Raw genomic sequence first — 26175 nt, 5'->3', positions numbered from 1 at the left:
TTTAGAATTTCAATATAAAATAAATTGCTCTGGTAAATTAATATACACCCCAAAAACTCAAAATATTGTCTTCTTCCAAACCTTTATCCATTTTACTTATCTTAAATTTAACATCATCAGAATATTTTTTATAACCTTCAGTTTTAAATTCAATCCATTTTTTATATTTTTCATCAGCCTTATTCTTAATTGAAATATTCATTCTAGGTAAAATCTTCATTGCAATTAAATCGCTTAGCACTTCATTCTTATCAAATTTTATTTCCCATTGTTCTAAATTACAAAGATATTTACTAATATGACTATATGTTCTACTGTTATAATCGCAATCTAATAATTCTAAAACTTGATTGGTTAAATCTAATTCTTTTATTATTTCTTTGGACTGTTTAGACAACTCTTCTTTATTATTTAATTTTAAAATATCCGCTGGTATAAATTTGCTTTCTACTTTTTCTCCTTTTATATCATCTACTTTAGCTCTAAACTTTAATAACTCTATTATAAAACTTCTATCTATGACCTTTGGACTAATTAATTTTGTAGTTTGATCAATATTCATAGTTCCTACAAATCTTACATTATTAGGAATATCAAATATTGCAGGATATTTTTCAATAAATCTTATCTTTTTCTTTAACTCTATTATTAATTCTGTATATTCTTTTGAATTATCGGCACACCATTTTTTAATTGAATCTATTGAAATCTCAACTGATTCGCCACTCATTAATTGAATTGTATCCTCTATACTTTCACACACTTCATCTAAAATTTCCTTACTATATAATTCAATTGATGGATTCTCCTTATTAACTTCAAGCTTGCTCAAAAATTCTGCAAAGTAATATTCTACATGAGATAAATTCATTTCATCTAAACAAATAAGATAAAGTTTATCTTTATTTTCATTCTTTTTTGCTTCAACAAGTGCATCTAGAAAAGGTGTTGATACATAACTTTTCTCTATTGGATTATAGAAGCCAATCAAATCTTCTGATTCAGTCCAACTTGGTTTAACTGGTATTATTTTAGCTACACCACCAATAGCTTCAGCAACTGCTGTAACTATACTTGATTTTCCTGTTCCTGATGGCCCTGATAAAATTACTAACTCATTAGATTGTAAAGCAACTAAAAATCTTCTTATTGTATCATCACTATATATTAATTTTTTATTGTATTTTAAATAATTTTTTATATAATCGAATAATTCATTAAATGTGCTATCTAATAAATTATCTTTTAGTAAACTCTCTTGTTCTTCATTATCTTTGAAACCCTTAAACCCAAAATATTCAAGTTTTCTCACTAAATTTTCTATTTCCTTTTTTTTCTTGTTTAGCATATCCTCTTTATTTTTTATTTCTTGATCTGCCTTCTTTTTATTTCTTTCTAGCTCTTTTTCTAAATCCTTTTTCTTTTTATCAGCTTTATCTCTTTCATCTTGAATTGATTTGTATAATTTTTCTTTCTCTTTCATAATACTCTCTATTTTTTTCTGCTCTTCTTCTACATTCGCTAATAAGTCATCATGTAATTGACCAAAATTTCTATAAAATTCTTCTGTTGCCCATACTCTAATATCTTCTTCTCTTTCCAATGCAACTAGTCCACCTATTTTTACATCTTTAAGTTCTATATTTTCCTTTTTTAAAAATTCTTTATAGCTTGTCAGCTTTTTTACGGTTATTCCATTTACTCTAATAATATCATGTGGATTTATACTATTTAACTCCGGCCTAAAGTATATTAAGTCTCCTTGGTTTAAAGTCTGTTTGACATCATTTGGCACGTAGTTAAAATCACAAAATGCTCTCCAATTTGTGCCATTAATTTTATAATTAGTGTTTATATCATATGGTAAAACTAAGTCTACAAATGTATATTTCCCATTCTTGCCATCTCTAATCTTGTTTAATCTTCCTAAAACAAATTTGCTTTTAAAAACATTTTTTTCAAGATACTCTATCTTATTCTCATTACTCATTTTAATTATTTCATCACTATTAACTTCAGTTATCATAATATCTTTATTATTGTTTAAATTTACTTCTTCATTACGCAGTTCATCTGAAATTATTATTTCGTTTTCCTTATTAAAACCGCTTTCTGTAGAAATTACTTGAGCTTCAAGTATAGTTGCTTCTTCTTGATTTAGATTTATTTTTTCATTTTTCATCTGATTTACTCCTTTATTACATATATTATTGCTTTTGCTTGATGAACAGTAATTATAGAACTTCTTATTTTTTATGTATATAAGTTACTCCTACTAATTCTGTATATTCACTTCATAACTTAGCTTTACTTCATGTTCTCTTACACACCTTTTTGCATCAGCTTGTCTTCCAGCTTTTTTATATGCATAAGCTGCCTGATAATAATTTCCCGTCCTTTCAAGTTTTTCTGCCTCTTGGCTCCATTCATCCACTTTTTCAATTCCAAGTATTCCTCCAATTAACCCTCCTGATATTAGAGCTCCAATGAAACCTCCTATACCAGCAGCTGCACTTTCCTTAAAACTTTCAGTTTCTGGTACTTTACTTGTATCTTCATCGAATTCATTTTCTTGTACTGAATTCTTAGTCTCTAACATGAAACCTTTATACCATGGTTTAATATTCATTTTATTAGTATTCATAGCTATTTCACTTTCATAATCAATTTTATCCCAATGTTTTTGTAGTACACTATCTAGTACCGGAATAGTTTTTTCAATAAAAACGACTTTATTTTTTGCTCTAGTTACAGCTATATAAACCATATTAAAATATATTCTATATATATCCTCTAACTTTGAATTATTAGATAATACCTTTTCCCATATGTAATTGAACTTAGATAAAATATTATAACAATAGATATTATCATATTCTAATCCTCTTACATCTTCTACAGAAAATACTCTTCCTAATGTATAACCCATATCTTCCAATTCTTTTTTATCGCTTTCATCTGGAACTATTATTATACTATTAACGTCCTCATCCACATTACTTAGAATTTTAATTTGATTTTTAACATTATATATTATTTTAGGTTTAGTTCCTTCCTTAATATACTCTTCTTCTTGTTCGAAGTTTTTTCCCATACTTTTAAATTTACTAAATTTAATTTGTTTAAAAGCATTAATCCAATTTATAGTTTCAGATCCATTTCTATAATTTTTAATTATAAATTTTTCACTAAGTTTCGAATTACTCTCATAGGTCATATTTTTTAGGAAATCTAAGTTTAATTTACTTATATTGATGCTTTGATCTATATCTCCAATCAACATTATATTATTTACATTTCTGGCAATCGAATATATAAAATTTAATTGTAGTTCAGTTAAATCTTGAATTTCATCATAAATCACATAATCATATTTGTATTTTGATGTTATTTTTTTTAAAGATAACATTGCCAAATCATTATCGTCATAATATTTATTGTTTTTTAACCAATATTGATATATTCTTGCTATCCTATATATTATCTTTCTAGTCTTTAAGTCATGATGAGATTCTTCAGAATTATAATACTCATCTTCACTTATAATACCTTCTAATTCTTTAGAATCCTGCTTTTTACCTGCAGTTCCTTTAATAAGAGAGCATATTTCTATCCAAATTTCTTTCACATCAACTTTATTTATATATTCCTTTACTAAAGCATAATTAAAAAACCACTCATAAAAATCTTTATATTCAATTATTATTGGATTTTTGAGTCCTATAATTTCAAAGCACAAATTTCTTAAGGTATAAAAAGATGTCATATTATCTTTTTCAATAAATCTATAATATATATCTTTCGCCCTATCAACTATCATATTAGAACAGGTTATATAAATTGATTTTAAATTTTCTTCCTTGTTTAAAATCAATTTTCTTATTGCAACAACAGTTTTACCACTGCCTGCACATCCTAATATTAAATCTGATTGCTTATTTCTATTTGATATGCATTCATATTGTTCAAAACTTAAAAATTCCATATCTCCTTCATCAATTGACACACAAATATATTCGTCTTCAATAACTGAATTTTGCTTGAGTGTTTCAAGTCTTCCATATATATCATTGTTAATTTCTTCATCAATTTCTTTATCAAAATCATCTTCTTTATATTCATATTTATCATTAATTTCAAGTCCAACAGTAGACATACACAACACTTGATTTTTAGCTGTACGGATTTGACTATCATGATTACAAAAATCTAAAAAAAGGATCCTATTTTCATCTTCGTCTTCTATATACTGAAATAGAATTCTATCACCACTATTAACTCTAAATTTATATATATTTGTTCCAACTATTCTTCTTATCCAAATAGCTTTTGGTATATCTGATTTTGATTTACTTTTCAGCAAAATAATTTCAAAACTTTTCATTTTGTTTAATATAAGCTCTCTTTTTCTTTTATCCCTTTCATTAGCTAGTTTTTTGTAAAACTTTTTGCTAAGTATAAGCTCCTTGTTTTCTAGTTCCATGTTTTGTGAAACATTCATTTGTAAAAACTCCTTTAATCTAATCGTATATTTTATCATATCCTCAATTAAATTCAAAACTAGGCTATGTTTTTTATATAATTGATAACATATTTGTTGTTATAATTCTCACTTTATAATAATTGATTATCCTAATATTTTGCTTATAACTATTACTAATTTAAGTTAAATCTGTATCAATATTAAATTAACATCTTTAAAACATGATATTCCAAAATATTCAATTTTAGAATATTAGCTTCTCTTATATATAGATATTATCATCTTTTTCAAAATATTTTTGTTGAAATTTGAAGATTATAGTAAAAAATCTTTAGACTTTTCATAGATATGTGGTATCTTTTTAAATATTTTCCTCATAGGGTAATCGAACTGCTATTCCTGTATCATTAAACTTATATTATGTACCAGAAAGTGGCTCCTTACCTTCAAAAATTTATTTCTATTGTATAAATAGCTTTTCCTAATTCAAAAGGATCTTGAAAAACTGAACCTACCATAAATTCTACTTTTGTCTATATAAAAAAATATCACATTATTCACAAAACGCACTACATTCCATCAACTAAACAGAATGTAGTTTATTTTATAAATAATGTGATATTTCGATTTTTTTGATTGTGCCTAAGTATTTAAAACTAAATTACTTTTAAATTAGTTACTCTTGCTAAAGTTGGGACATCATCTTCCTCACCATCTATTACAACAACTGCACTATGATCTCCCATAAGCTTTATTACAGTACCTTGCTTACCTTTATTGTCGTGTTCTAAAAATTCAACTCTATCATTTATTTTCATTAATAGTTCCTCCATATTTCTTAGAAAATAATTTTCTATAATATATTAATTATATCATACTTTTAAAATATCGCATTACTCAATTAGAACCATGTAATAAATGAACATAATCCTCTGTATTTAGATGCAACATTTGCTAAATCATTATATAATTTTAAAACTGACTCTGGAGCTTTAAAATGATTATGTCGCACGTATGCTGCGATATCACCAGTCAATTTTGTACAAACAAACTTATACTCTCCTCCATTTTCTAATTTATCTTTATATGATGTTAAAATATCAGTTAATTCTTGATTACTTTTAACTTTCGGATCATCTAATGTTTTTTGTAATTCATTTATTAAATCATAATATTTTTTGTTCAATTTGATTATTACCTTTCTAGATAAATTATTTTTATTTATGAGCTCAATGTCCATTTTCTATCCAACTATTCGTAACAATTTTGCCCACCATAATACAATTATATCATAAATTACAAATCTAATATCATTAAATTGATTTATAATTTATAATAATGTATATATAATGCATTGCACATATTGTAGATTATGTTATACTAAGCATGGTTTAAATGTATAACTAGTTACAATATGTACATTAAACAAATCAAAATAAAATAAATTTTAGGTGGAAAAAATGATTATTTTAATAACAATTATTATATCTTTTTTATGTGGTTCAATCCCAACAGGATACCTACTTACTAAAAAGTTTTGTAAAATTGATATAAGAACCAAAGGTAGTGGAAATATAGGCTCAACAAATGTTAAAAGAATTGCAGGAACTAAAATATCTATTATAACTCAGATAATTGACATTTTAAAAGGAATAGTTCCTGTAGCTTTAGGACTGTATTTGATCAGAACAATAAACTTACCAATATCAGCTAATGCTTTCATTGGTATAATTGCAATAACAGTAATTTTAGGACATAACTACACTCCATTTCTTAAATTTAATGGAGGTAAAGGAGTAAATACAACCCTTGGTGCCTTTGTTTTGATTGCACCCATTCCAACATTAACTGGAGTTGCAGTTCACTTTATATTGCGTTTATTTACAAGTATAGTTTCTATTAGATCAATTGCAATAGGTGTAACAATACCTGTTATGTGTATTATTATGAAATCTCACGTTGCAATAGTTATTTCCGCTACAGTAGCCTGCATTTTGATGATAGTTAGGCATAAAGATAACTTAATAAGGATTATAAATAACGAAGAAAAATAATAAAAAAATCGACCCCAGTCGAAAGCTACTATGCTTACTACTGGGGTTATTATTTTTTTACTTATGCCTAAACTTTAAATTTGAGACTTCTTTTTTAATTCATTATAAAAAAAAGTAGTCATAGGAACTTTTACATTACAGCTTAATGCTAACTCAATTAGTTTTCCCGAAAACACATCTAATTCGTTTTTTCTTCCTGCTTCAATGTCTCTTTTTAAAGAACTTGTAGATGAGTCAGACTGTTTGTATAACATATGATTCAAATGTACTTCTTCTAAGTTATCATCAATGTTTACATTTAACTTACGTGCCACTGAACAAGCTTCTTCATATAGCAATTTTAATTGCTTGACAGCAACTTCATTTTTTCTTATATCTGATGTTGTTGCATTATAATAAGCTGTTATAATATTATATCCACAATTCAATATATACTTTTTCCAAATAGCAGCTTGTATATCATTTTCTATTATGCATGTGATACCTACACTCTGTAACATTTTCTGAACTTCAGATAATATACTATTATCAAATTCACTGTTCATTCCATAACCTATGTGAATATTACAATATGAGCTATCATGATGTATAGCAAATTCTTCATCTGCCCCAGATACAATATAAATCAAGCTGTCAATAACACAGCCTTTATCAATCAATCCACGTATTTTATCCGAAACACCAACACCATTAATTAGCGGAATTATTATAGTATGTTCATCAATCATTGGTGATATTTGAGCACAAACCTGCTCTAATGAAAACTGTTTTACACAAATGAAAATATAATCCATTACACCTATTTCCTCAGCATTATCACTCGCCATTTTGGGATGCACTGTCATTTTCCCATGAGCAGCACTATATAATTTTAATCCATTTTCCCTTATTGATTCCAACCGTTTGCCTCTTGCCAAAAAGTATACATTATCAAAATGTTTAGCAAACATGCAACCAATATATCCTCCAACTCCACCTAAACCAACAACACAAACTTTCTTCTCTTTCATAGATAATTCCCTCCCCTATGTATTTTTTATTATATCATTATGCCTAAAATTTTCCCGCATTATATTTCCTATATATGACAACGTAAGAATATAAACTACGAAAAAGTAATTGTTAAAGTAGATTTAGATAGAAGTGATTAAAATTATACTAATATGTACTTATTGGAGAAACTTTTCGTTATGCTTATAAACTTTCTCTATTTGTACTTGTTTATCAGAATTAGAAAGAATTTTATATAATATCCTAGTTGGAAATCCACATGGTAGTGAGAACCCAATATGCTCGTATTCTTGATTATTATATTTCACTTTACCTCTGCTTACAGATTTATAATCTTTAAGTGAATGTAACTCCATCAATGCTCTCTCAATTTCCCATACTTCCTTTTTAGAAAATTTAGTAGCAGTTCTTATAGCCATATTAGTTATTTGAAAAGCTGGATAATAAACCTTCCACTTTTCTTCTATTTCTTTTCTTCTTATTTCTTCTGTTTTCTGTATTCTATTATCCTTATCTTCCATCTTAATTTTTAATAACTCATTTTCTTTTTGTAACTCTACATTTTTTAATTCAGTTTCTTTGATTTTTAATGTTTTATCATCAATTTCCTTTGATGCGTTCTCTATAATTTGTTCTTGATATTCTATAGAATCATTTAAATCTATAAATTCTTTTTTATAATTTGCATTTAATACTTTTAAGTCTTCTATTTCTCTATTTATCCTGTCACCATTTTCCAAGTTGATTTCCTGTTTTAAATTAGATACATTTGTTTCTAATTCTCTTAATTTTTCAATTACTTCTTCTTTTTCTGATTTTAATTTTAATATTTTCTTTTTGGATTCACTTCTTCTATAACTTTCTTTATTTATTATATTCTTGTATACTCCAATATCTGTCATCAATTCAGAACACTCATACTCTAAATTACTAACTTCACCTTGTAATTTATTGTTATCTTCTACAAGTTTTTTATATTCTTTATCTCTTTTTCTTATTTCTTCTAAAAGTTCTTCATTAGTTTCATAACTAGGTAACTCTTCATCTTTAGGAACAAAACTTCCCCCATAAACATTTATAGATGCAAATATTAATTGAGCCAATATTTCATTTTTAAGCTTTTTATTTCCTTTTGTAAATTGCCATACTGTGGTTCCTGCAATAAACGCTATTCCGGCAGGACCTAATATAAACGATAAAGCACTAGTTGCACCAGTATAAACAGCAAAAGGAATCGTTATTCCCATAATTGTAGTAAAAACTGCATGAATAATTGTTGTCAATGCCATAAATGCTCCAAATCCAGATGCTGACATTGCTCCAATTATAAGCGCTGGTGTTCCTGCTTTCATTAATACATTTCTTATTTCATTACCTGTAAGGTTTTCAATTTCAAGAACTTCTTTTAATTTCTCTTTGTCACTTTCACTGATATTTTTTACATTCTTTTCTATCTCTTTTATGGTTTTCTCAGCTTCTTCTTCATTTTGGCTACCAAGCTCCTTTTGAATGCTTGATAATAACTTTTCTAAATATCTTCTATAAATTCCATCCGCCTTTTGTGCAACTGTAAGATTTTCACTTATATTTAAATAATCAGCCACTAAATTAATAATATATGCTGATATAGCATCATTGGATTGTACTCCATCCATATTAACTTTTTCTTTTAATGCATCGATTAATTTATGGTCTAACTGACTTCTATTTAAATTTACAATTTTATTTTTTTCTTCAAGAATATAATCCTCTATTTTCTTTTCTTCAACTACCTTAACATTAGGATTTTTACCAAAAAATCCACCAATGCTATTAATAACCTTAGCACCTTTATTAGCAACTGTAGTTCCATATCCTTTAATAACATTCCCCATATTTACAGCTTCCAACATTGCAATGTTATCTATTATTACATTATCATCTAACTTTTGTAATCCATCAAAAATATTTGGCATATTTTATTTTCTCCCCTAAATGCATACTATAATTAAATATAGCTAATTCATTTTCATGTTTTTTATATATTTATACCATTATTTCACTGCTCTTTCAACTTAATTTTGTACAATTGATATTTATCCATAAATATTATTCCTTATAAAATCCTTATAATTAAAGTTTACACTTTTATTATACAAATTTATAAAAAGAAGGAGTAAATTAAGTATGAATTCAAGTCAATTAAAAATCCTAGCAATTATATCAATGGTATTAGATCATGTATCATGGATACTACTTCCAAACATTGAGATATTTCATTTTATAGGAAAGATAGCATTTCCTATATTTTGTTTTATGATTGCAGAAGGTTATATAAAAACACGAAATAAAAAGAAGTATTTATTAAGGCTGCTTGGAATAGCAGTACTATCAGAAATCCCATTCATTATGACATTTAGATTAGTATTTGGTCCTAGCTGGATAGCACTTGATACTATCTTTGATTTAGTTTTAGGACTTATAGCTATATTGAGTTACGACTCATGTAAGTTTAAAGGAAAATTCATTATAATATTAATTTTAGGAGCATTAGCGCTATTATTTCAGATAGATGGAGATTTTTTCGGAGTTCTTGTTATTTATATTTTCTATAAGTATCATGATAACTTTAAAAAACAGGCAAAATATTATACACTTGTAAGTCTGATTGAAATTTTGATTTTACCGATATATGGAATCATAGAATCATTAATTATGAACATGCCCATAAGTGAAATTATCCAAACTGTAAGTAGCACTAACTATTGGCTATATTTTCTCATAGAAATAACAGGTTTAATAGTGGCTCTTATACCCTTGAAATTCTTTAATGGGGAAAAAGGAAAAAATATAAAACTTTTCTTTTATTCATTTTATCCACTTCATCTAATTACCTTATATCTTATAAAAGTGTATTTATTTTAGCCTGCTGAAGAACTAATTATATATCATAAGTGTTAATTAATCCAAAAATAAAAATATATAAAAACTAAGGCTATTCTATAGTAATATTAAAGTGCCAACCTAAATAATATCAAGATTAAAGTAAAAAATCAGTTAATTAACACGTGTGATTATATATATATAACTATGTCACTTCCATTTTCCCAATTTCTAAATTGAATTGTTCCACCATGTACTGTAATAATTTGTTTTACAATAAAAAGTCCAAGGCCATGCGAAACACCATTAGGCATTTCAGTTGAGAAATTCAACTTTTCTAAAACATTATTATCAAAACCACTTCCATTATCTTTAATTTCAATTTGGCAGCCATTAAATTTTCTGGTCATATCAATGAAGATGTCACAACCTTCATTATTATGTTTAATACTATTTCCTATAATATTGTTTAGAGCACGTTCAAATAGTCTTATGTCACCATTTAATTTGAAACCTTGTGCTTCATCAGAAATTGATAAGTTAATAGTATATTTGTCATTACACAAATTATTTAAATATTCTACGACTACTTTCCTCAAAACTTCTGCAATATAGAAATTCTTCATATTTAAAGGCTGCATTTCATATTCAAGCTTCACTGCCAAATTTAAATCATTAACTAACTGCTTAATTTTTTCACTTTGAAATCTTATAACACTAAATTGTTTTCTGTCTTCTTCTGAAAATTTAGAATTATCTTCCAAATCACTAGAATACCCCATAATCATAGAAAGTGGTGTACGTATATCATGTGATACTGCTGTTATCCAATTGTTTCTTGCCGTATCTCTTTTTTCAATTAGTTTTTGCTGTCTTATAAGTTCCTTTGAAGTAATATTTATATTGTTTGCCAAATCTTTAAAAGTTCCTTTTATACTAAGAGAAACTGGCTTTTTCTCTGACATGTTTTCTATTCCATTTACAACCTTTCGTAAATAAAGAAAAAAACGAATTCCAAACAAAAATGCTAAAAATATAGCAGTTATAAAATTTATTATGAGTACAGCAGCTAACCACTTTGGTGAGTTTTCCATAACCTTTTGAGGAATTTCAATCACAAATTTCCAAGTACTATTTTTCTTATCACCAAGAACAAATAAGCCATCTGGATGTTTCCATACTTTTATTGGATAATCATTTAAATACCATCTGCTAAATGATGCAATATCTGAAACCTTATAACTTAAAGGAACATCTTCTGGCAGATTCTCACTCCAAATAACTTTTCCATCATCACTTAAAAGCATAGCCCATTCAAATTTGTCTTTTATTAATGAAGATACATCATCTGATAAAATAAAGTTATTTCCATCCCTTTTTAATTTATCACTAATTTCAGATATACTATATTTTTCATTTGAATCTTTACTTGAATATGCAATCCAAGATATTAACAAAATAAAATTAATTAATAAAATTATTATAGCAATTCCTCCAGCTGAAAGAACATAGCGCATAATTATTTTGATAAAACCTTTCAACTCTATCCCTCCAATACAAGTTTATATCCAAGACCTCTTACAGTTAAAAGATGCTTTGGATGGGAAGGATCCTGTTCTATTTTTCCCCTAAGCCTTCTAATATGTACCATTAGTGTATTTTCATATCCAAACAAATTATCATTCCATGCAGCTCTACACAAAGCATCAATAGTAACAATATTTCCTTTGTTAGAATAAAGTTTGTCCAGCAATGCATATTCCTTAGCAGTTAACGTTAACTCTTTCTCTTGCTTTTTTACAATACCGCTATTCATATCTACAAATACGCTTCCCAAATTAAATGTTGGTTTCCCTTTTGGTTCTAAAACTGGTGGAAAATAAGTTCTTCTAAGTATAATGCTAAGTCTTAAAATTAATTCTCTAGGAAGAAAAGGCTTTGTCATATAATCATCGGCTCCAAGACCAAGTCCTAAAAGCCTATTTTCATCTTCATCTCTAGCAGATAAAAAAAGTACTGGAACCATAGATATTCCTCTAAGCTGCTGCATAAGAGAAAAACCATCTCCATCAGGCAGCATTACATCTAAAATAACAACATGAGGCTTTATTTCTCTAAATTTATCTATGGCCATATGGCAATTACAAGCAGTAAATACCTCATGAAACCCTTCCTTAACCATAATATTTTTAACCATCTCTAAAAGAGATTGTTCATCATCAATAATCAATATTTTACAATCTTTAATATTTTCCATTTTATATGCCTTTCTATATGTATTTAATTCCACATTTTATAATTATCAATATATGTTTACATATAACAAGAAATTATATGAGAAGTTGTCCACCTATAATTTCAATATAAGACTATTATTAATAGTCTTATGCCCATATTTATCCATATCTTCTTATCTATTTTATCACTTTTAAAATGACCTATAATCATGCTTAATTCTTTATAATTCTACCATTATTTACATAACTAATCAAATCATGGATTAAATCTAAACTGATTTATAGTATACTCTCAGAATCACCTTACTTGTTATGTAAGCACATATCTATGTACTTTTATATTCGTAAGGTAAATGTAAGGTAACGTTCATTAAGATGTAATGTTGATATTTTATATTTAATTTAGACGCAAGAGAAAAATTTCTATTTATTATTTTAATAATGTGACGAATTGAAAGGAGTTATAAACTTGGAAAATATAATTACAACTAATAATTTAAGCAAAAAATATGGAAATATTTATAGAGTTAAAGATTTAAATTTAAAAATACCAACAAACAGCATTTATGGCTTTTTAGGACCTAATGGTGCTGGAAAATCTACTACATTAAAAATGATTTTAGGTTTAGTTAAACAAACAGATGGAAATATAGATGTATTCGATAAACATGTTAATGATAAAAATAGATTAGAAATATTAAAAAATGTAGGAAGCCTTATTGAATCACCTAGTTATTATGGGCATTTAACAGGAAAAGAAAATTTAAAAATAATTCAAACTCTTCGTAATGTACCTGAAAAAAATATAAATAAAGTATTAGAAATTGTTAGGTTAAAAAAAGAACAAGATAAAAAAGTAAATCAATACTCACTTGGTATGAAACAAAGATTAGGACTTGCAGCCGCACTTATTAATTTTCCCAAACTTCTTATTTTAGATGAACCTACCAACGGCCTTGATCCTGCAGGAATACAAGAAATGAGAGAATTAATATGCTCACTTCCCGAAAAATATGATATGACAGTTGTAGTATCAAGCCATTTATTAAGTGAGATTGATCAAATGGCTAATACTGTTGGAATCATTAATCATGGCCAGCTCATATTTCAGGATAGTCTTGAAACACTTCATCAAAAAAGTCAACATAAAATTGCAATCAAGACAATTGATAATGTGAAGGCTTGCAATTTGCTAAAAAGCCAAAATATCTCTTGTGAAACTGATAGTGAATATATATTACTACCTGAAATTTCCGATTCTTTTATAGTAAAATGTACTAAATTATTTTATGAAAATGAAATTATACTTCTTCGTATAGAAGAACGTCAAAAAAGTTTGGAAGATATATTCTTAAAATTGACAGGAAAGGATATGAGTTTATGATAAAAGCGCTTTCTATGGAATTTTATAAAATCCGACATCGTAAAATAGGATTAACTGTATTAGTTATTGTTATGGTTCAATTTATTATAGCTTCATATTCAATAAATAAAATGAAATCATATGAATTAGAACAGGGATGGATGTATTTAATATTATTATTTTCAGAAATAAATTGCTTTTTTATGCCAATAACAGTTGCGGTTATAAGTTCACGTCTAAGTGATATTGAACATAAAGGAAATACCTTCAAATTATTAAATGCTGTTATGCCAGCTAGTCAGTTATTTGTAGGAAAATTTTTATGTGGTGCAGTATATATCGGAATTATAAATATCTTCCAAGTTGGATTTATGATTTTGTCCGGAAATTTAAAAGGATTTACTGAAGAATTTTCAATAGATTACTTTTTCTATTATATATTAATTACATTTATAGTAAACTTAACTTTATTATTGCTACAACTAATTATTTCACTAATATTTTCAAATCAAATAATTTCATTTGTTGTAGCAATTACAGGAACGCTTTTAGGTGCATTTTCAATGCTCATTGGAAGTATAGCTAAATTTGTGCCTTGGGGGTACTACTGTGAGTTAGCACCTGTAAGAATGAATTGGGATAAAGATACTAGAATCATTGATTTATATTGGACTAATATTCCTTATGGCGAAGTTATAGCATTGCTTATAATTTTTATATTACTATATACTTTTGGGAAACAACTTTTTGTAAGAAAGGAGATTTAAAAAATGTTTTTTAATGTATTAAAAGCTGAACACATAAAACTTCATAAATGTCCTATATGGATAGCATTTTTCATTATTCCATGTCTTTCTGCCATTCTAGGAACATTCAATTATGTAAATAATACAGATGTATTAAGTAATGGCTGGTATAGCCTTTGGACACAACATAATTTGTTTTTTTGTTACTTATGCTTCCCAGCACTAATAGGCGTCTACTGTTCTTACATTTGTAGATTAGAACATATGAATAGCAATTGGAATACCATTTTGACTGCACCAATTAGTTTTAGCAGCATATACTTTTCAAAGTTTATTACAATTATAAAAATGCTTCTATTAACACAAATTTTTGTAGGAATACTATTCTATGTTTCAGGAAAAGTGGTAGGAATAACAAGTCCTCTTCCACTAAAAATGTTTTTGTGGCTTTTATATGGTTTTTTCGGTGGTTGTGCTATTGCTTCTGTTCAGCTTGCTCTTTCACTTATAATAAAAAGTTTCGCTGTTCCAATAGGTATTTCATTACTTGGCGGAATTATAGAAATTGCATTTCGTGCAAAAGGTCTTGGACTTTTCTTCCCTTATGCATTATTTTCAATTGGAATGTGTGCAAACAATCCAGACAGTAATTTAGAGTACAGTGCAATTTCATTTATTATTTCATGTCTTTTATTTGTGATTATATTTAGTTTAATTGGCATTTCTAAGATACGTAGAAGATAATAAATATTGATTTATGAACTTATTAGATAACTTTAATGTATGATTTAGTTAGTTGCATAATTTAATTATAAAATCAATGTGAGTTCTTCGGAATTCACATTTTTTTATATCTAAAAAATGAGCTGCTACAAAACTAAACTCTGTTAGTTTTGCAACAGCCCCTATTCTTTAGCTTATAAAATACTATACAGCTTCTTATTCTTAGGTACGATGAATAAATTCCAGCTAAAAATATTATATTTTACTGTTTTTTATTATGCTAAGATTATTTCTATTAATATTCTTTAGTTTCACCATTTATATTGTTACTATGCATGTTCTTTAAACTATTATCTTGCTAGTAATTGTTTTACTAATTCTTTATTGCTTTCTACACAATTTCCACAAACAATCAAATTTTTCAATATTAAAACTCAAAGCATATATAGCTCAAAGTCCCATATGCATAGCCTTGGTGTAAAAGCTTTGCCTTATCTTTATTTCCGCTTCCCATAGCTATAAACATAGGAACTATATGTTCCTGCCGTGGTACAGCACGTTTTGCATTTGGTGCTAGCTGTTTGTATCTAAAGAGCGTCTCTGTATCATTATTTTCCATACTTTCTATGAGCCAATTGTCAAACTCTACTGCCCATTCTTCAGCTTTATCTGAATTCCAGTCAACTGTAGAAAGATTATGCACAGTTGAACCGCTTCCTATTACTAAGATATCTTCTTTTCCTAAATCCCTAATAGCTCTTCCTATCTCATATTGTTTTTCCATTGCTATTTCAGGATTTACTGATACTTGAACAATGGGTAAATTTGCCTTTGGATACATTAAATAAAGTACATCCCATGCACCGTGATCCAAGCCTCTGTTTTCATCCAGCTTACTTTCAATACCATTGCTCCTTAACATGGATTGTAACTTTGAAGCTACTTCTACAGAACACTTAGCAGGATATTTTACAGAATATAATTCTTTTGGAAATCCATAAAAATCATACATCATATCATAAGTATCATCAATTGCCGAAATTGTTGTAATTTCGCTTTCCCAATGGGCTGTAAATATGACTATAGCTTTAGGGGCTAGTTTTTTGCCTAAGTCTTTAAGAAAATCAGTATATTCGTTTTTTTCCACTATAAGTGTGGGTCCTCCATGACATAAAGATACTGAAGAAATCATTTTCTCACTCCCTTTTGTCTCTCATCATTTAATCATATTATGTCCATTTTTTATTTAATCTAATAATCTGGATAACTTTTGCTTTTGAAGTATTATCTTACTAATAATTGTTTAACTAATTCCTTATTGCTTTCTATACAATGCCCACAACCAGTACCTACCTTTGTAATTGCTTGTACTTCCTCGAATGATTTTGCACCATTTTTAATTGCATTATTTATGTCTTGAACTGTAACTTTAAAACATCCGCATACTATTTGATTTTCATTAATTTTCTTATCTAATAATAATTTATTAACTAAATCTTTGTTACCATTTACACATTTGCCACAGCCTGTACCAACTTTGGTAACAGCTTGTACCTCTTCAAATGAATTACCTCCGTTCTTAATAGCATTTTTTAAATCTTGTTCTGTTATTTTAAAACATCCACAAACAATTTTATTGTCCTCCATTTTAACTTCTTCCTTAATTCTAAATAATTTTGATAATATTGCTTTAATCATCTTTTGCTTCTCTCCTCGTTAATTTTTATTTATGTAAAAGGCATTTTATAATATAATCACCTTTATTAACTATTCTTTAAAATTTTATATATACTTTGAAATCTTGCTTATTATTGCCACATTTTTTAATAGCTATTACTCCTGTTGTGTTTTTCATATTTTTATCGGTAAAAGCATCCTAATTGTGCTGCTGCACACTCTTTAAAGGTGAGCATATTCATTTTTTATAGACTGTGCAAGTTCTATATTTTGTTTTGAGACATTCATTAAGTACATTAATATATTTCCAGGATAATCTATTTTATCTTTTAACTGAGTATATTCTAGAGATCTTCTGGTTAAGGCTATAACGCAATTTTCACTATGATTTGTATTGCACTCTTTACATAATTTACATATGTTGGCTATACCTCTGGCTATTATTTTATCCTCATAGTATTTTAAATCATCCTTTGGAATTAAATTTTCCCCATCCTCTATAGATTTTATAGCTTTATTTTTTATATTCTCTACTACATATTTTGAAAATCCAATATTGCACTTTCTATAATTACAATTATCTGAACCCTTCTGGCAACAGTCATCGCATATTTCTTTCATATCGTTCTCTAAATTACTTAAATAATCCACTTAAACTCTTCCTTTCTTATCTAAATCCATATTCTCTAAATAAAATCAATTAATTATTACTAACTAGTTAATTACTAATTAGTACTATTTGTTTAAAAATTAAGGTGTAAGTCTATACACCTGATAATTTCTTTAACATATTTATTAAATTTTTCTTCTCCTCAGCACTTAATACGCTGAATATTTCACTTAAATTATCTACATGCTTAGGGAAAAGTTCGCTCATAAGCTTTCTTCCCTTTTCAGAGATGCTTATCAAACTTGCACGTCTATCCTTAGGATCTGGACGTCTCTCAATTAAATCATCCTTAGCTAAGTTGTCTATAACAACAGTCATATTACCACCAGTTGAAAGAGTCTTTTCTAATATTTCACTAACTCTTAAGTCTCCCTTATGATACAGTACTTCAAGTACTCCAAATTGTGAAAAAGTTAATCCTCCTTCTTTGATAATTTTAAGTTCTCTTTTGTTAACGCTTTGTATGCATCGACTTAATGCTATTATTGATTTTAAATTTAAATCATTTAATTCTCCGTAAGTAATTTTATTCTTATCCATGGGTATAATATTATTACTAATTAGTAATAATGTCAAGGGAATTATATCAAAATAGTTTTTTTAAAACATATAAAAGCCGCATTGGTCTTACCCAATGCGGATAGTAATATTTAAAATTACCACTTTATTGTTTTTTTATTCTAACATTTTCTTAATACTTTAAGTGCTTCAGCAACTTTTCTAGCAAAATCTAGTGGCTCATCTATAGATTCAAAATGAATTTGGTTTTCCTTTAATACTAAAGCACATAATAAAAATCAGGTTGCTAATAATTTATATCAGCAACCTGATTGAAACTTATTTTAAGTTTTGCATTTCAGTTAATAATTTATCTAATTCTTCTATTGCTGATGTTATTGTATTTGTATCTACTGGATTTGCCTTTGCAGCTGATTGTATTGCTCCCATAGGTACTTCAATTTTTTCATAAAGTTCAGCATCTTTTTGTTTTACAGTATCTTCACTAGTACTCCAGTACTTTTCTAGCCTTGCAGCATATTTTGTAACTTTTTCTTCATTAACAGGTGATGTAAATTTCTTAATTTTAGCTAAAGCTGTCTTCATATCTTGAGGAGCTGTTGAGAAAGCAATAGATTTTTGTAATTGCTCTATTGTTTTATCTAACTCATCAATTGAAGCAGTTAATGATTTCGTATCAAGTGGATTTACTTTTACTCCTGCATTAATAGCTCCTAATGGTGATTCAACTTTTTCATAAAGGTCCTTATAGCCATCTTTTATTCCATCTTCAATTGATTTCCAATTTTCTTCTAATTTTTCAGATGTCTTAATAGCTTTATCCTCTTCTTTGTTATTTAACTCTGAATTCATTTCTTTTAATGCATTTCTCATATTATCAAGACCAGTTGTAGTTGCATCGCTCTTTTGTAACTTCACTAATTCTGCATCTAGTTTGTCTATTGATTCATTTAAAACTTTTGCATCTAGAGGTTTTACTTTAGATGCTGCTTCAATAACTTCTAGTGGATCTTCAATCTTAACATATAAATCTAAATATTTGTCCTTTAAATCATCCTCAAATTTATCTTCAAATCCCTTCCAAGAATCTTCTAACTTTGTGCCACCTTCACTAACTTTATCTTCTTCGTTATTCAACACTTGAGTTTTCATATCCTTAAGAATATTTCTCATATTGTTACTTGCATCGTTCATAGTAAATGCCTTTGTTTCCTGAGATGCTGTTTGTGCTGTATTATCTGTTGATTTAGTTTGCTCAGTTTTTTGTACTCCACAACCTGTTACTGTAATTGCTGTTCCTAATACTGCTGCTAATAATAAGTTTCTTACTGATTTCATAAATAAATCCTCCTATAGTTTTTTTTCATATTTTTCCTTTGTTTTAATTTCTTTTTAATTTATTATGTAATATTACAAGTATTGCTATAACAACCAATACTGCTTGAGGTATCACACCTTGCCAAGTTGGATATACTGCGAGTGCAGATATTGTTGGCAATAAATCACTTGATGTTGCTGGTAATACTCCAGATAATTGAAGACCGTTAATTCCCATACCTGTAAATTTCAATCCTAAATAAAATACTAATAAACTAGATACAAGGAAAAATGGTTTCATTGGAATACGTAATCCAATCTTTAGCATCAACACTGCTATAATTATAAGTATTGCAAAGCCTAATGCTATTCCTAAAAATAAATCTGTTAACTTAATTGAAGATGCCATCCCAATATAGAAAAGTACTACTTCGGTTCCCTCCCTAAAGACTGCTAGAAATGCTAAAAATCCTAAGGAAAACAAGCTGCCATTAGCTAATGATTTACAACTTTTATCTTGTATACCATGGTTACGTGAATCTACACTTGATTTACTATGTAACCAGTAACTTACATAAATAAGCATTACAGCTGCAAAGACACCTGTCCAACCTGATATTAAGAAATTATTATTTCCAAAAGTTCCTGATGTAAATAGGAGCTTAACTAAAACAGCTAGTACAATACTTACTATGCTTCCAATTATTACTCCACCATATATCCAAGATTTCTTATCTTCTTGGTCTGATTTCTTTAGAAAACCTAGTAATGCAATTACAACTAAAAGTGCTTCTAAACCTTCACGAAGTATTATTGTAATTACATCTACTATACCGTATGATGTATTCCCATCTAATAAAGATAAGTATCCATGCATTCTATCAATAACCTTTACTGCCTTGTCTTTTTGAATTGGATCTACTGTAAGATAAGCTTTTGCACTAACCATATCTCTTTCAGCATCATCATATACAGTTTTTCATTTTGTTAAAACTACACCTTCTACATCAAGCCAGGATGAACTGAAAGTGTCCATAGTTTTAACTGCTTCATCATCATTTCCACTTTCAATCTGACTCTTTGCTTTTTCCAAAAGCTCTACTAAATCCTTTATCGTTGTGTTTTCCCCTTTTGTTTTTGTTTCCTGGCTACTACTTCTTCCTTCTATAAATTCTTTATTAGTCTTTTCTAAATCCTCTAAAGCATTTATAACTTTATCTTTTTGAACAGGGTCTTGAGAAAATAAAAATTTAACCATTCCCATTTTCCCTTCAATATCTCCATAAGCTTGTTTCGATTGTTCCTTTACTCCATCTTCAAGTTCAATCCAAGCTTGATTATATTCCTCATAAAAATCCTTCCCTTTAGAAAAATCATCTACTTTTACAGCTTCTAATGATTTTTCAATAAACTCATTGCTTTTAGACAACTCTGCCTTTGCATCTGCTGCTAATACTTTAACTGTCAACATCGGTAACATCAAAAATACTACTAATAATAATGTAAATAACTTACGCAACAATTATCACTCCTTCTCTTTTGTAATTTTAAATTTTAGTATAGATTAAATATTTCAAGGGGAATCTTCTATAAATTTTTATTTTTGATATAATTCTAGAAAAGATATTTACTATTAAAATTAAACTTGATTCAACTTTGTTGATATCTTTTCTCAATTACTTTCGATTATCATTATAAATTATGTCGAAAAATAATGCAAGATATTTATATAATTTCGTAACAAACGAAAACTTGGAAGTCACCTTAATATTGATGGTAGAAAGTTAGGACGTGATCAGCTAAGAATATTTTTACGACGGTAACATATACTTTAATTAATCTTAACTTTAAAAAACTTGTTAATTTAAACATACACATTACCTATATTCTAAATACAATAGCACCTACTATATTTACTATAGTAAGTGCTATTATTCTCAAAATATATACTTAAAGATTAATCTTGTTCATAATACATGTCTGGCATTTTTCTAAATATTTTTAATAAACGTAAATAATGATTTGCTTCACGTAAAACATGATCTCCTAATAATGGCATTATTATAGATTTTATTTTGCACTCCAATAATCCTTGTGTACCTTGTGCTTTAAACTTCTTTATTTCTACAGTTGCTTTATAACTATCATCTGTAACTTCAAATATTGGCATAGATTTACTCATCGATTCTCTTGCTTCTCTTGTTAACTCATCAAACTGATGCCCAAAATTATTTGCTGTATTTATTAGCTGATCTTCAGTTGGATCAAGAAGTCCACGAATAAATTTCGAATGTTCCGCCATAATTCTGTTCCAGAAAGTTTCTTGCTCATATGCTTCTCTTTCTAAATCAATATCTTCACGATTTTGAAGTCTTCTAACTAACGTAGAATAAAGCTTTGCCTCTCTTAAAATATGATCTATAAGCAAAGGATAATTAACTGTAAATAACTTACATGATAAAACATCCGATAATAACATTGTCTTATATTCTATTAAGCCTCTAACTAATCGCAAAGCTCTGTTGTTAATATCAAATACTTTTCGTTCAAGATCTTCATGATTATTCCTGTTTAGAGAACCTCTCATTAATTCTGCCTCTACTTTAGTAATATTAGTTGCAATTTTTACTCCTGTAAAATATGCTGATGCCTGTTCAGCTGCTATTGTGAATGGAGTTATTGCTTCACCAGATTCTAATATGTCATTGCTCACAATACCATCAGAAATGGCAATTACATCAGCTAAAAGCTTGTCAAACTCCATTCTAAAGTTATCTGCTGCTTCTATATAATTTGAATCTTTTGGTGTAAAACCTACTTCTAAAAAGAAGGAATGCTCTTTCATTATTCTTGCAAAGAAAAGATGAAGTTCTAAAGATTGTTGTATAAAATTTTTATTTGATAACACGTTAATTTCTCCAATAAAATAATTAATTACTACTTTTAATGTATTGGCTAAATATATTAATTGTTACCTTAAACAAGAACTTTTTCTCTAAAGAATAAGTTCCCTTATCTATTAAAGTTTAAGACATGTCCATGTCCTACAGCCATAAATTTATGAAATAGCATTATTTAATGAATACAGCTTATTTAAAATTTCCTTATTGGTATTGGTTATAAATTAAAGCTAGTAACTTCCATAAATAAAAAAGAATGATCTAATAGGTTATAATACACCATTACAAATATTGATTAATACTTATTTAATAAGGTGTAGAAAATAAAATAATTCCTCCATACAAATCAACTTGCATTCTCAATGTAAGCAAAGTTTCTATATAAAATCCCAATTACAGTTCCTACTCATCCATATTATTTCATGACTTTAATTCTAGATATAAAATATCTAAACAATCTAGATAATTTAATAAATATATTTCTCCCATTATTGGAGCATAAATCCGTAATCTTTGCAAAGCTACACCTTTTATCATATAACGCTTTTACAATTTGATGAAGCGGAGAATTTTCTAAATAATTGCTTATTGGGTATCCACTAGTATAATTTTGAAGAATTATATATTCAAAATCAATATCTGGATGGTAAAATAAACTAGCTAATGTAGCTTGACTTAAATGACTTATTCTATCAAGCATTTTTTTCGTACCATCTTCACCTTCTACATAACCTAAAGGTGTTGGAATATATAATGTTCTATGATTCCTAGGACTTTTAACTATTTTTCTTCCCCATATACCTACATAGCCTTCATAAATTACGTCAAAATATTGTTCAAATATACTTTGCTGAAACTGAGTAGCTGCATAATGAGGACTCTCAAAAAACTTAACAGGAAGTTCTAATCTCTTTGCTATATTAATAGCTGCTTCCACCCTTTTTCTTATACTCTTTTCATCATTATTTCGCTTTTCATTAAACTCAATGCCATCTGCACTTACCTCTTTCCCATACTGATGAGTATAGCCGTGCAAACCAATTACACCATTTCTATTTAATAAATACTCAATTGTGAAAAGAAAGTTGGAATTAGGCATACTATAATCTTTAGATATATCATTATCAATACCGTTTGGAGGATCGACAAACCTTGGTATCCATGCTATATGAAATGGAACACCAGTTGAAAACATATAATCTGCAACTATTCTAAATTTCTCCAGATTGTCAGAATCCAAATACCCATCGCCTGCAGTTACATCTTCAAATCGAATTAAAGCGATTCTTCCAGGACGTCTTGCATAACTCTTATGTTTATTCCTATCCCAATAAAGTAAAATAGAATTGCTATCATAATCCCATTTAGATTTAGCATTCAACATTCTGCATATATCAAATAACGATAAGTATAATACACTATCAACTACAGTAAATTTATAATCGTCAGTCTCATAGTTTATAAATATTTGAGATTTCCCTTTAAATAGTATATCTATTTTACTTTTCGCGATATTAAACTCGCCTCCTATTAATCTAACAAATTCTAACATTGGTATAAAATAACGATTAATATCTCGGTATATAGGACTTATAAACTTTAATAAATTTCCTTCAAAACTTATTTTTAAATTGGGTTCTACTAAAAATAATTGTTTGTCATAAATCATCTATCTCTTCTGCTCGCTTAATATTACTCTATGCTTCTAAAGTATGTTTATAAATTTATAATGTTTACCATATACAATCGTTAAAAAACATATAAAATTTAATAGCTATAAGTAAAAAACTACAGATTATAATAAATTTCAAATTATTTAATTTTCAAAAAACATTTTAATTAATTAGCACACCAAATATACACACTACGCAGCAATATATTGCTATTGTTAATCATTCAACATTAAATTATCATATAAATTTTCTTCTTTTGAAACTTAATATTAATATAAAAAACACCGGTAGTCGGGAGCGTTCTCGTAGAAGATGGACCTGCCGTCTTGATGGCAAGCGCAACCGCCCATATCCACAAACCGTCCGTTGAAAGCCACCAAACCAATCACAAAATTATTACGAGTGATAACGAGCGAACCGCTACAATACTAAGTTCACTCCCCACAATTAATCCAAACAAAGGATTAGTCTAATGCATAATAGCTCTTAGTATATAAGAGGTTGAAGCTTAGCAGAAAACTCCAATATACTTAGAGCTATATGCTAATTACCTGTTCTTTTTTGGTTAGTGGATTAAGGCACTCAAATATCTGTTTACCATTAAAGATTACCCTTCAAAAAATGCGTATATAGTAACAGCCCATAATCTAAATAAGATTATAGATATAAATAAAGGAAAAAATTCCTCAATTCAATCTCTAACAATTTTTTAGATAAAAAAAGATTGATAGCGCCAGCTAAAGCTTTGTTCGAGCGCAGCGAGTTGTAAGTCGTAATAGGTTCAGCCTATTATTTCTTTGCTGCTAGCAGGCTACAACAATCTTGATAAACTAGCCTTCCTTATTGAATATATAAACATTAACTTCTTTTATTATTCTCTAAAATTTAAATAACCAATCTATCTGTTATATACTGCAAGTTCTTTTATAAAAATTAATCTTTACTTGTAGTTAACAATCCATATACCCGTACAAGCTAAAGCTAAAGCTATCAAGCTTTTAACTTCAAGTATTGATTCTCCAAGTAAAAAAGCAGATAATATCGTACCGAATATTGGTGTCAAGAGGTTATACATAGTAATATTTCCAACTTTATTATATTTATATAACATAGACCATATTACTAATGCGACTGATGATAAAAGTGCCATATATAATAATAGTATTCCAGATTCTGCAGATAAAACAGATAGATTTCCACCAGCGGATTTTCCTATTATAATAAGCATTAAGCTTCCAAATATAAGCTGATATCCTGTTGTAACAAAAACATCATTATTCTTTACTAAATTTTTATTATATATACTTCCAATAGAACCCATTAATGCTGATAGAATTAGCAGTCCATCACCCATTAACTTAAATGCTCCATTTATTGTTCCTGCTTGAAAGTTAAGTACTATTATCGATAAAAAACCAATCATACAACCTGTAACCTTTTTTACAGATAGCTTGTCATCTTTATAAATAAAGTGAACAAGAAAAATATTTATAAATGAACTTAACGAACCAAGTATAGAGCTCTTAACTCCTGTTGTATTTGCCATACCTATATAAAGAAAGACATATTGCATTAGAGTATATACAAATCCTAACAACATAAACCCTTTAAAATCCCCTATAGATTTAGGCATTATACTCTTTCCCATTAACTTCTGTATAGTGATTAAAATTATTCCAGCTATTAAAAATCTGTATCCAGCGAATATTAATTTTAAGTAACTATCATCTGAATGTATCCCCAAAACGTCATACCCAAGCTTAATTGCTGGATATGCACTTCCCCATAAAAATGTACATAAAATTGCTAATATAATTATATATTTTTTGTTAGTAAATATTTTTTCTGCATCAAATTTGAACATCTTTAATTTAGTCAACTCCTATCTTCTCATATCATTTGTTTGCTTTTGCACCCCATAATTAGCGATTATTTTTTCT

General features: G+C 27.8%; 23 protein-coding genes and 1 pseudogene. 5 read left to right on the top strand and 19 right to left on the bottom strand.

Translation table 11 applies throughout. From position 1 onward, the window contains the following. Positions 1 to 37 precede the first annotated feature (37 nt). The 4 genes from CLSA_RS10340 to CLSA_RS10330 all read right to left on the bottom strand — a co-directional run bounded on the left by CLSA_RS10340 (position 38) and on the right by CLSA_RS10330 (position 5669). Entirely contained in the window at positions 38 to 2182 is a 2145-nt protein-coding gene (locus tag CLSA_RS10340) for an McrB family protein (RefSeq protein WP_022746272.1), read from the bottom strand. Positions 2183 to 2275: 93 nt separating this feature from the next. After that, the gene (locus CLSA_RS10335; protein ID WP_022746271.1) at positions 2276 to 4501 is read right to left on the bottom strand and encodes a UvrD-helicase domain-containing protein; all 2226 of its coding nucleotides are present in this window, start codon (positions 4499 to 4501) and stop codon (positions 2276 to 2278) included. 638 nt (positions 4502 to 5139) lie between these two features. Further along, entirely contained in the window at positions 5140 to 5301 is a 162-nt protein-coding gene (locus CLSA_RS23435) for a hypothetical protein (RefSeq protein WP_022746270.1), read from the bottom strand. Between the two features lie 83 nt (positions 5302 to 5384). Then, the gene (locus CLSA_RS10330) at positions 5385 to 5669 is read right to left on the bottom strand and encodes a bacteriocin immunity protein (protein WP_041716558.1); all 285 of its coding nucleotides are present in this window, start codon (positions 5667 to 5669) and stop codon (positions 5385 to 5387) included. Between the two features lie 274 nt (positions 5670 to 5943). Between CLSA_RS10330 and plsY the strand changes: the two genes are divergently transcribed. Then, a complete protein-coding gene (gene plsY, locus CLSA_RS10325) occupies positions 5944 to 6537 on the top strand; it encodes a glycerol-3-phosphate 1-O-acyltransferase PlsY (RefSeq protein ID WP_022746268.1) in 594 nt (197 codons plus the stop codon). A gap of 74 nt (positions 6538 to 6611) precedes the next feature. On the opposite strand, the gene CLSA_RS10320 is transcribed toward plsY, so the two are convergent. Both CLSA_RS10320 and CLSA_RS10315 read right to left on the bottom strand, forming a co-directional pair. Then, a complete protein-coding gene (locus CLSA_RS10320) occupies positions 6612 to 7547 on the bottom strand; it encodes a ketopantoate reductase family protein (protein WP_022746267.1) in 936 nt (311 codons plus the stop codon). A gap of 159 nt (positions 7548 to 7706) precedes the next feature. Beyond that, positions 7707 to 9503: a hypothetical protein gene (locus CLSA_RS10315; RefSeq protein WP_022746266.1), complete on the bottom strand. Its 1797-nt coding sequence runs from the start codon at positions 9501 to 9503 to the stop codon at positions 7707 to 7709. A gap of 211 nt (positions 9504 to 9714) precedes the next feature. Between CLSA_RS10315 and CLSA_RS10310 the strand changes: the two genes are divergently transcribed. After that, entirely contained in the window at positions 9715 to 10452 is a 738-nt protein-coding gene (locus CLSA_RS10310) for a TraX family protein (RefSeq protein ID WP_022746265.1), read from the top strand. Between the two features lie 149 nt (positions 10453 to 10601). Here the strand turns inward: CLSA_RS10310 and CLSA_RS10305 are convergent, their stop codons facing one another. Together CLSA_RS10305 and CLSA_RS10300 are read right to left on the bottom strand one after the other, a co-directional pair. Then, positions 10602 to 11951: a sensor histidine kinase gene (locus tag CLSA_RS10305; RefSeq protein ID WP_022746264.1), complete on the bottom strand. Its 1350-nt coding sequence runs from the start codon at positions 11949 to 11951 to the stop codon at positions 10602 to 10604. A gap of 2 nt (positions 11952 to 11953) precedes the next feature. Next, complete coding sequence (locus tag CLSA_RS10300; RefSeq protein WP_022746263.1) at positions 11954 to 12667, bottom strand: response regulator transcription factor; 714 nt, start codon at positions 12665 to 12667, stop codon at positions 11954 to 11956. 449 nt (positions 12668 to 13116) lie between these two features. Between CLSA_RS10300 and CLSA_RS10295 the strand changes: the two genes are divergently transcribed. From CLSA_RS10295 to CLSA_RS10285, 3 genes are read left to right on the top strand one after another with little or no spacing between them, the layout of a single operon-like run. Further along, the gene (locus CLSA_RS10295) at positions 13117 to 14031 is read left to right on the top strand and encodes an ABC transporter ATP-binding protein (protein WP_022746262.1); all 915 of its coding nucleotides are present in this window, start codon (positions 13117 to 13119) and stop codon (positions 14029 to 14031) included. Beyond that, entirely contained in the window at positions 14028 to 14777 is a 750-nt protein-coding gene (locus tag CLSA_RS10290) for an ABC transporter permease (protein WP_022746261.1), read from the top strand. Before CLSA_RS10295 ends, CLSA_RS10290 begins: the two co-directional genes overlap by 4 nt. 3 nt (positions 14778 to 14780) lie before the next feature. Beyond that, positions 14781 to 15500, top strand: coding sequence for an ABC transporter permease (locus CLSA_RS10285; protein WP_022746260.1), 720 nt, complete (start codon positions 14781 to 14783; stop codon positions 15498 to 15500). Between the two features lie 406 nt (positions 15501 to 15906). On the opposite strand, the gene CLSA_RS10280 is transcribed toward CLSA_RS10285, so the two are convergent. The 11 genes and pseudogenes from CLSA_RS10280 to CLSA_RS10240 form a co-directional block, all read right to left on the bottom strand. Continuing rightward, on the bottom strand, positions 15907 to 16671 hold the full coding sequence (locus tag CLSA_RS10280) for a DODA-type extradiol aromatic ring-opening family dioxygenase (protein WP_022746259.1): 765 nt from the start codon (positions 16669 to 16671) through the stop codon (positions 15907 to 15909). A gap of 92 nt (positions 16672 to 16763) precedes the next feature. Next, positions 16764 to 17177, bottom strand: coding sequence for a (2Fe-2S)-binding protein (locus CLSA_RS10275; RefSeq protein WP_022746258.1), 414 nt, complete (start codon positions 17175 to 17177; stop codon positions 16764 to 16766). A gap of 201 nt (positions 17178 to 17378) precedes the next feature. Further along, a complete protein-coding gene (locus CLSA_RS10270; protein WP_022746257.1) occupies positions 17379 to 17807 on the bottom strand; it encodes a hypothetical protein in 429 nt (142 codons plus the stop codon). Positions 17808 to 17919: 112 nt separating this feature from the next. Next, a complete protein-coding gene (locus tag CLSA_RS10265) occupies positions 17920 to 18366 on the bottom strand; it encodes a MarR family winged helix-turn-helix transcriptional regulator (protein ID WP_022746256.1) in 447 nt (148 codons plus the stop codon). Between the two features lie 140 nt (positions 18367 to 18506). Next, positions 18507 to 18587 (bottom strand): annotated as a pseudogene (locus CLSA_RS24640) (DUF1259 domain-containing protein); the annotation flags it as partial. 76 nt (positions 18588 to 18663) lie between these two features. Then, complete coding sequence (locus CLSA_RS10260; RefSeq protein WP_022746255.1) at positions 18664 to 19683, bottom strand: hypothetical protein; 1020 nt, start codon at positions 19681 to 19683, stop codon at positions 18664 to 18666. A gap of 43 nt (positions 19684 to 19726) precedes the next feature. After that, positions 19727 to 20611 carry an FTR1 family iron permease gene (locus CLSA_RS23940; protein WP_236903336.1) on the bottom strand — a complete coding sequence of 295 codons (885 nt, stop codon included), beginning with the start codon at positions 20609 to 20611 and terminating at the stop codon, positions 19727 to 19729. A 30-nt stretch (positions 20612 to 20641) separates the two neighbouring features. Continuing rightward, positions 20642 to 21181, bottom strand: a complete 540-nt coding sequence (locus CLSA_RS23935) for a hypothetical protein (RefSeq protein WP_236903334.1) — start codon at positions 21179 to 21181, stop codon at positions 20642 to 20644. 438 nt (positions 21182 to 21619) lie between these two features. Beyond that, on the bottom strand, positions 21620 to 22570 hold the full coding sequence (locus CLSA_RS10250) for a DUF2935 domain-containing protein (RefSeq protein WP_022746254.1): 951 nt from the start codon (positions 22568 to 22570) through the stop codon (positions 21620 to 21622). A gap of 407 nt (positions 22571 to 22977) precedes the next feature. Then, positions 22978 to 24231 carry a DUF2334 domain-containing protein gene (locus CLSA_RS10245; protein ID WP_022746253.1) on the bottom strand — a complete coding sequence of 418 codons (1254 nt, stop codon included), beginning with the start codon at positions 24229 to 24231 and terminating at the stop codon, positions 22978 to 22980. Between the two features lie 944 nt (positions 24232 to 25175). After that, entirely contained in the window at positions 25176 to 26114 is a 939-nt protein-coding gene (locus CLSA_RS10240; RefSeq protein ID WP_241393246.1) for a DMT family transporter, read from the bottom strand. Positions 26115 to 26175: the final 61 nt, after the last annotated feature.

The organism is Clostridium saccharobutylicum DSM 13864, assembly GCF_000473995.1.
Classification (GTDB): domain Bacteria; phylum Bacillota; class Clostridia; order Clostridiales; family Clostridiaceae; genus Clostridium; species Clostridium saccharobutylicum.
The sequence above is the reverse complement of the archived record's forward strand: the minus strand, read 5'-3'. Positions and strand labels throughout refer to the sequence as shown.

Coding starts and splice junctions, on each gene's coding strand:
- CLSA_RS10300 (WP_022746263.1), bottom strand. CDS start 12,667: ATGGAAAATATTAAAGATTGTAAAATATTGATTATTGATGATGAACAA.
- CLSA_RS10245 (WP_022746253.1), bottom strand. CDS start 24,231: ATGATTTATGACAAACAATTATTTTTAGTAGAACCCAATTTAAAAATA.
- CLSA_RS23940 (WP_236903336.1), bottom strand. CDS start 20,611: ATGGTTAGTGCAAAAGCTTATCTTACAGTAGATCCAATTCAAAAAGAC.
- CLSA_RS10260 (WP_022746255.1), bottom strand. CDS start 19,683: ATGAAATCAGTAAGAAACTTATTATTAGCAGCAGTATTAGGAACAGCA.
- CLSA_RS10285 (WP_022746260.1), top strand. CDS start 14,781: ATGTTTTTTAATGTATTAAAAGCTGAACACATAAAACTTCATAAATGT.
- CLSA_RS23435 (WP_022746270.1), bottom strand. CDS start 5,301: ATGAAAATAAATGATAGAGTTGAATTTTTAGAACACGACAATAAAGGT.
- CLSA_RS10335 (WP_022746271.1), bottom strand. CDS start 4,501: ATGAATGTTTCACAAAACATGGAACTAGAAAACAAGGAGCTTATACTT.
- CLSA_RS10315 (WP_022746266.1), bottom strand. CDS start 9,503: ATGCCAAATATTTTTGATGGATTACAAAAGTTAGATGATAATGTAATA.
- plsY (WP_022746268.1), top strand. CDS start 5,944: ATGATTATTTTAATAACAATTATTATATCTTTTTTATGTGGTTCAATC.
- CLSA_RS10275 (WP_022746258.1), bottom strand. CDS start 17,177: ATGATTAAAGCAATATTATCAAAATTATTTAGAATTAAGGAAGAAGTT.
- CLSA_RS10310 (WP_022746265.1), top strand. CDS start 9,715: ATGAATTCAAGTCAATTAAAAATCCTAGCAATTATATCAATGGTATTA.
- CLSA_RS10290 (WP_022746261.1), top strand. CDS start 14,028: ATGATAAAAGCGCTTTCTATGGAATTTTATAAAATCCGACATCGTAAA.
- CLSA_RS10320 (WP_022746267.1), bottom strand. CDS start 7,547: ATGAAAGAGAAGAAAGTTTGTGTTGTTGGTTTAGGTGGAGTTGGAGGA.
- CLSA_RS10340 (WP_022746272.1), bottom strand. CDS start 2,182: ATGAAAAATGAAAAAATAAATCTAAATCAAGAAGAAGCAACTATACTT.
- CLSA_RS10265 (WP_022746256.1), bottom strand. CDS start 18,366: ATGGATAAGAATAAAATTACTTACGGAGAATTAAATGATTTAAATTTA.
- CLSA_RS10280 (WP_022746259.1), bottom strand. CDS start 16,671: ATGATTTCTTCAGTATCTTTATGTCATGGAGGACCCACACTTATAGTG.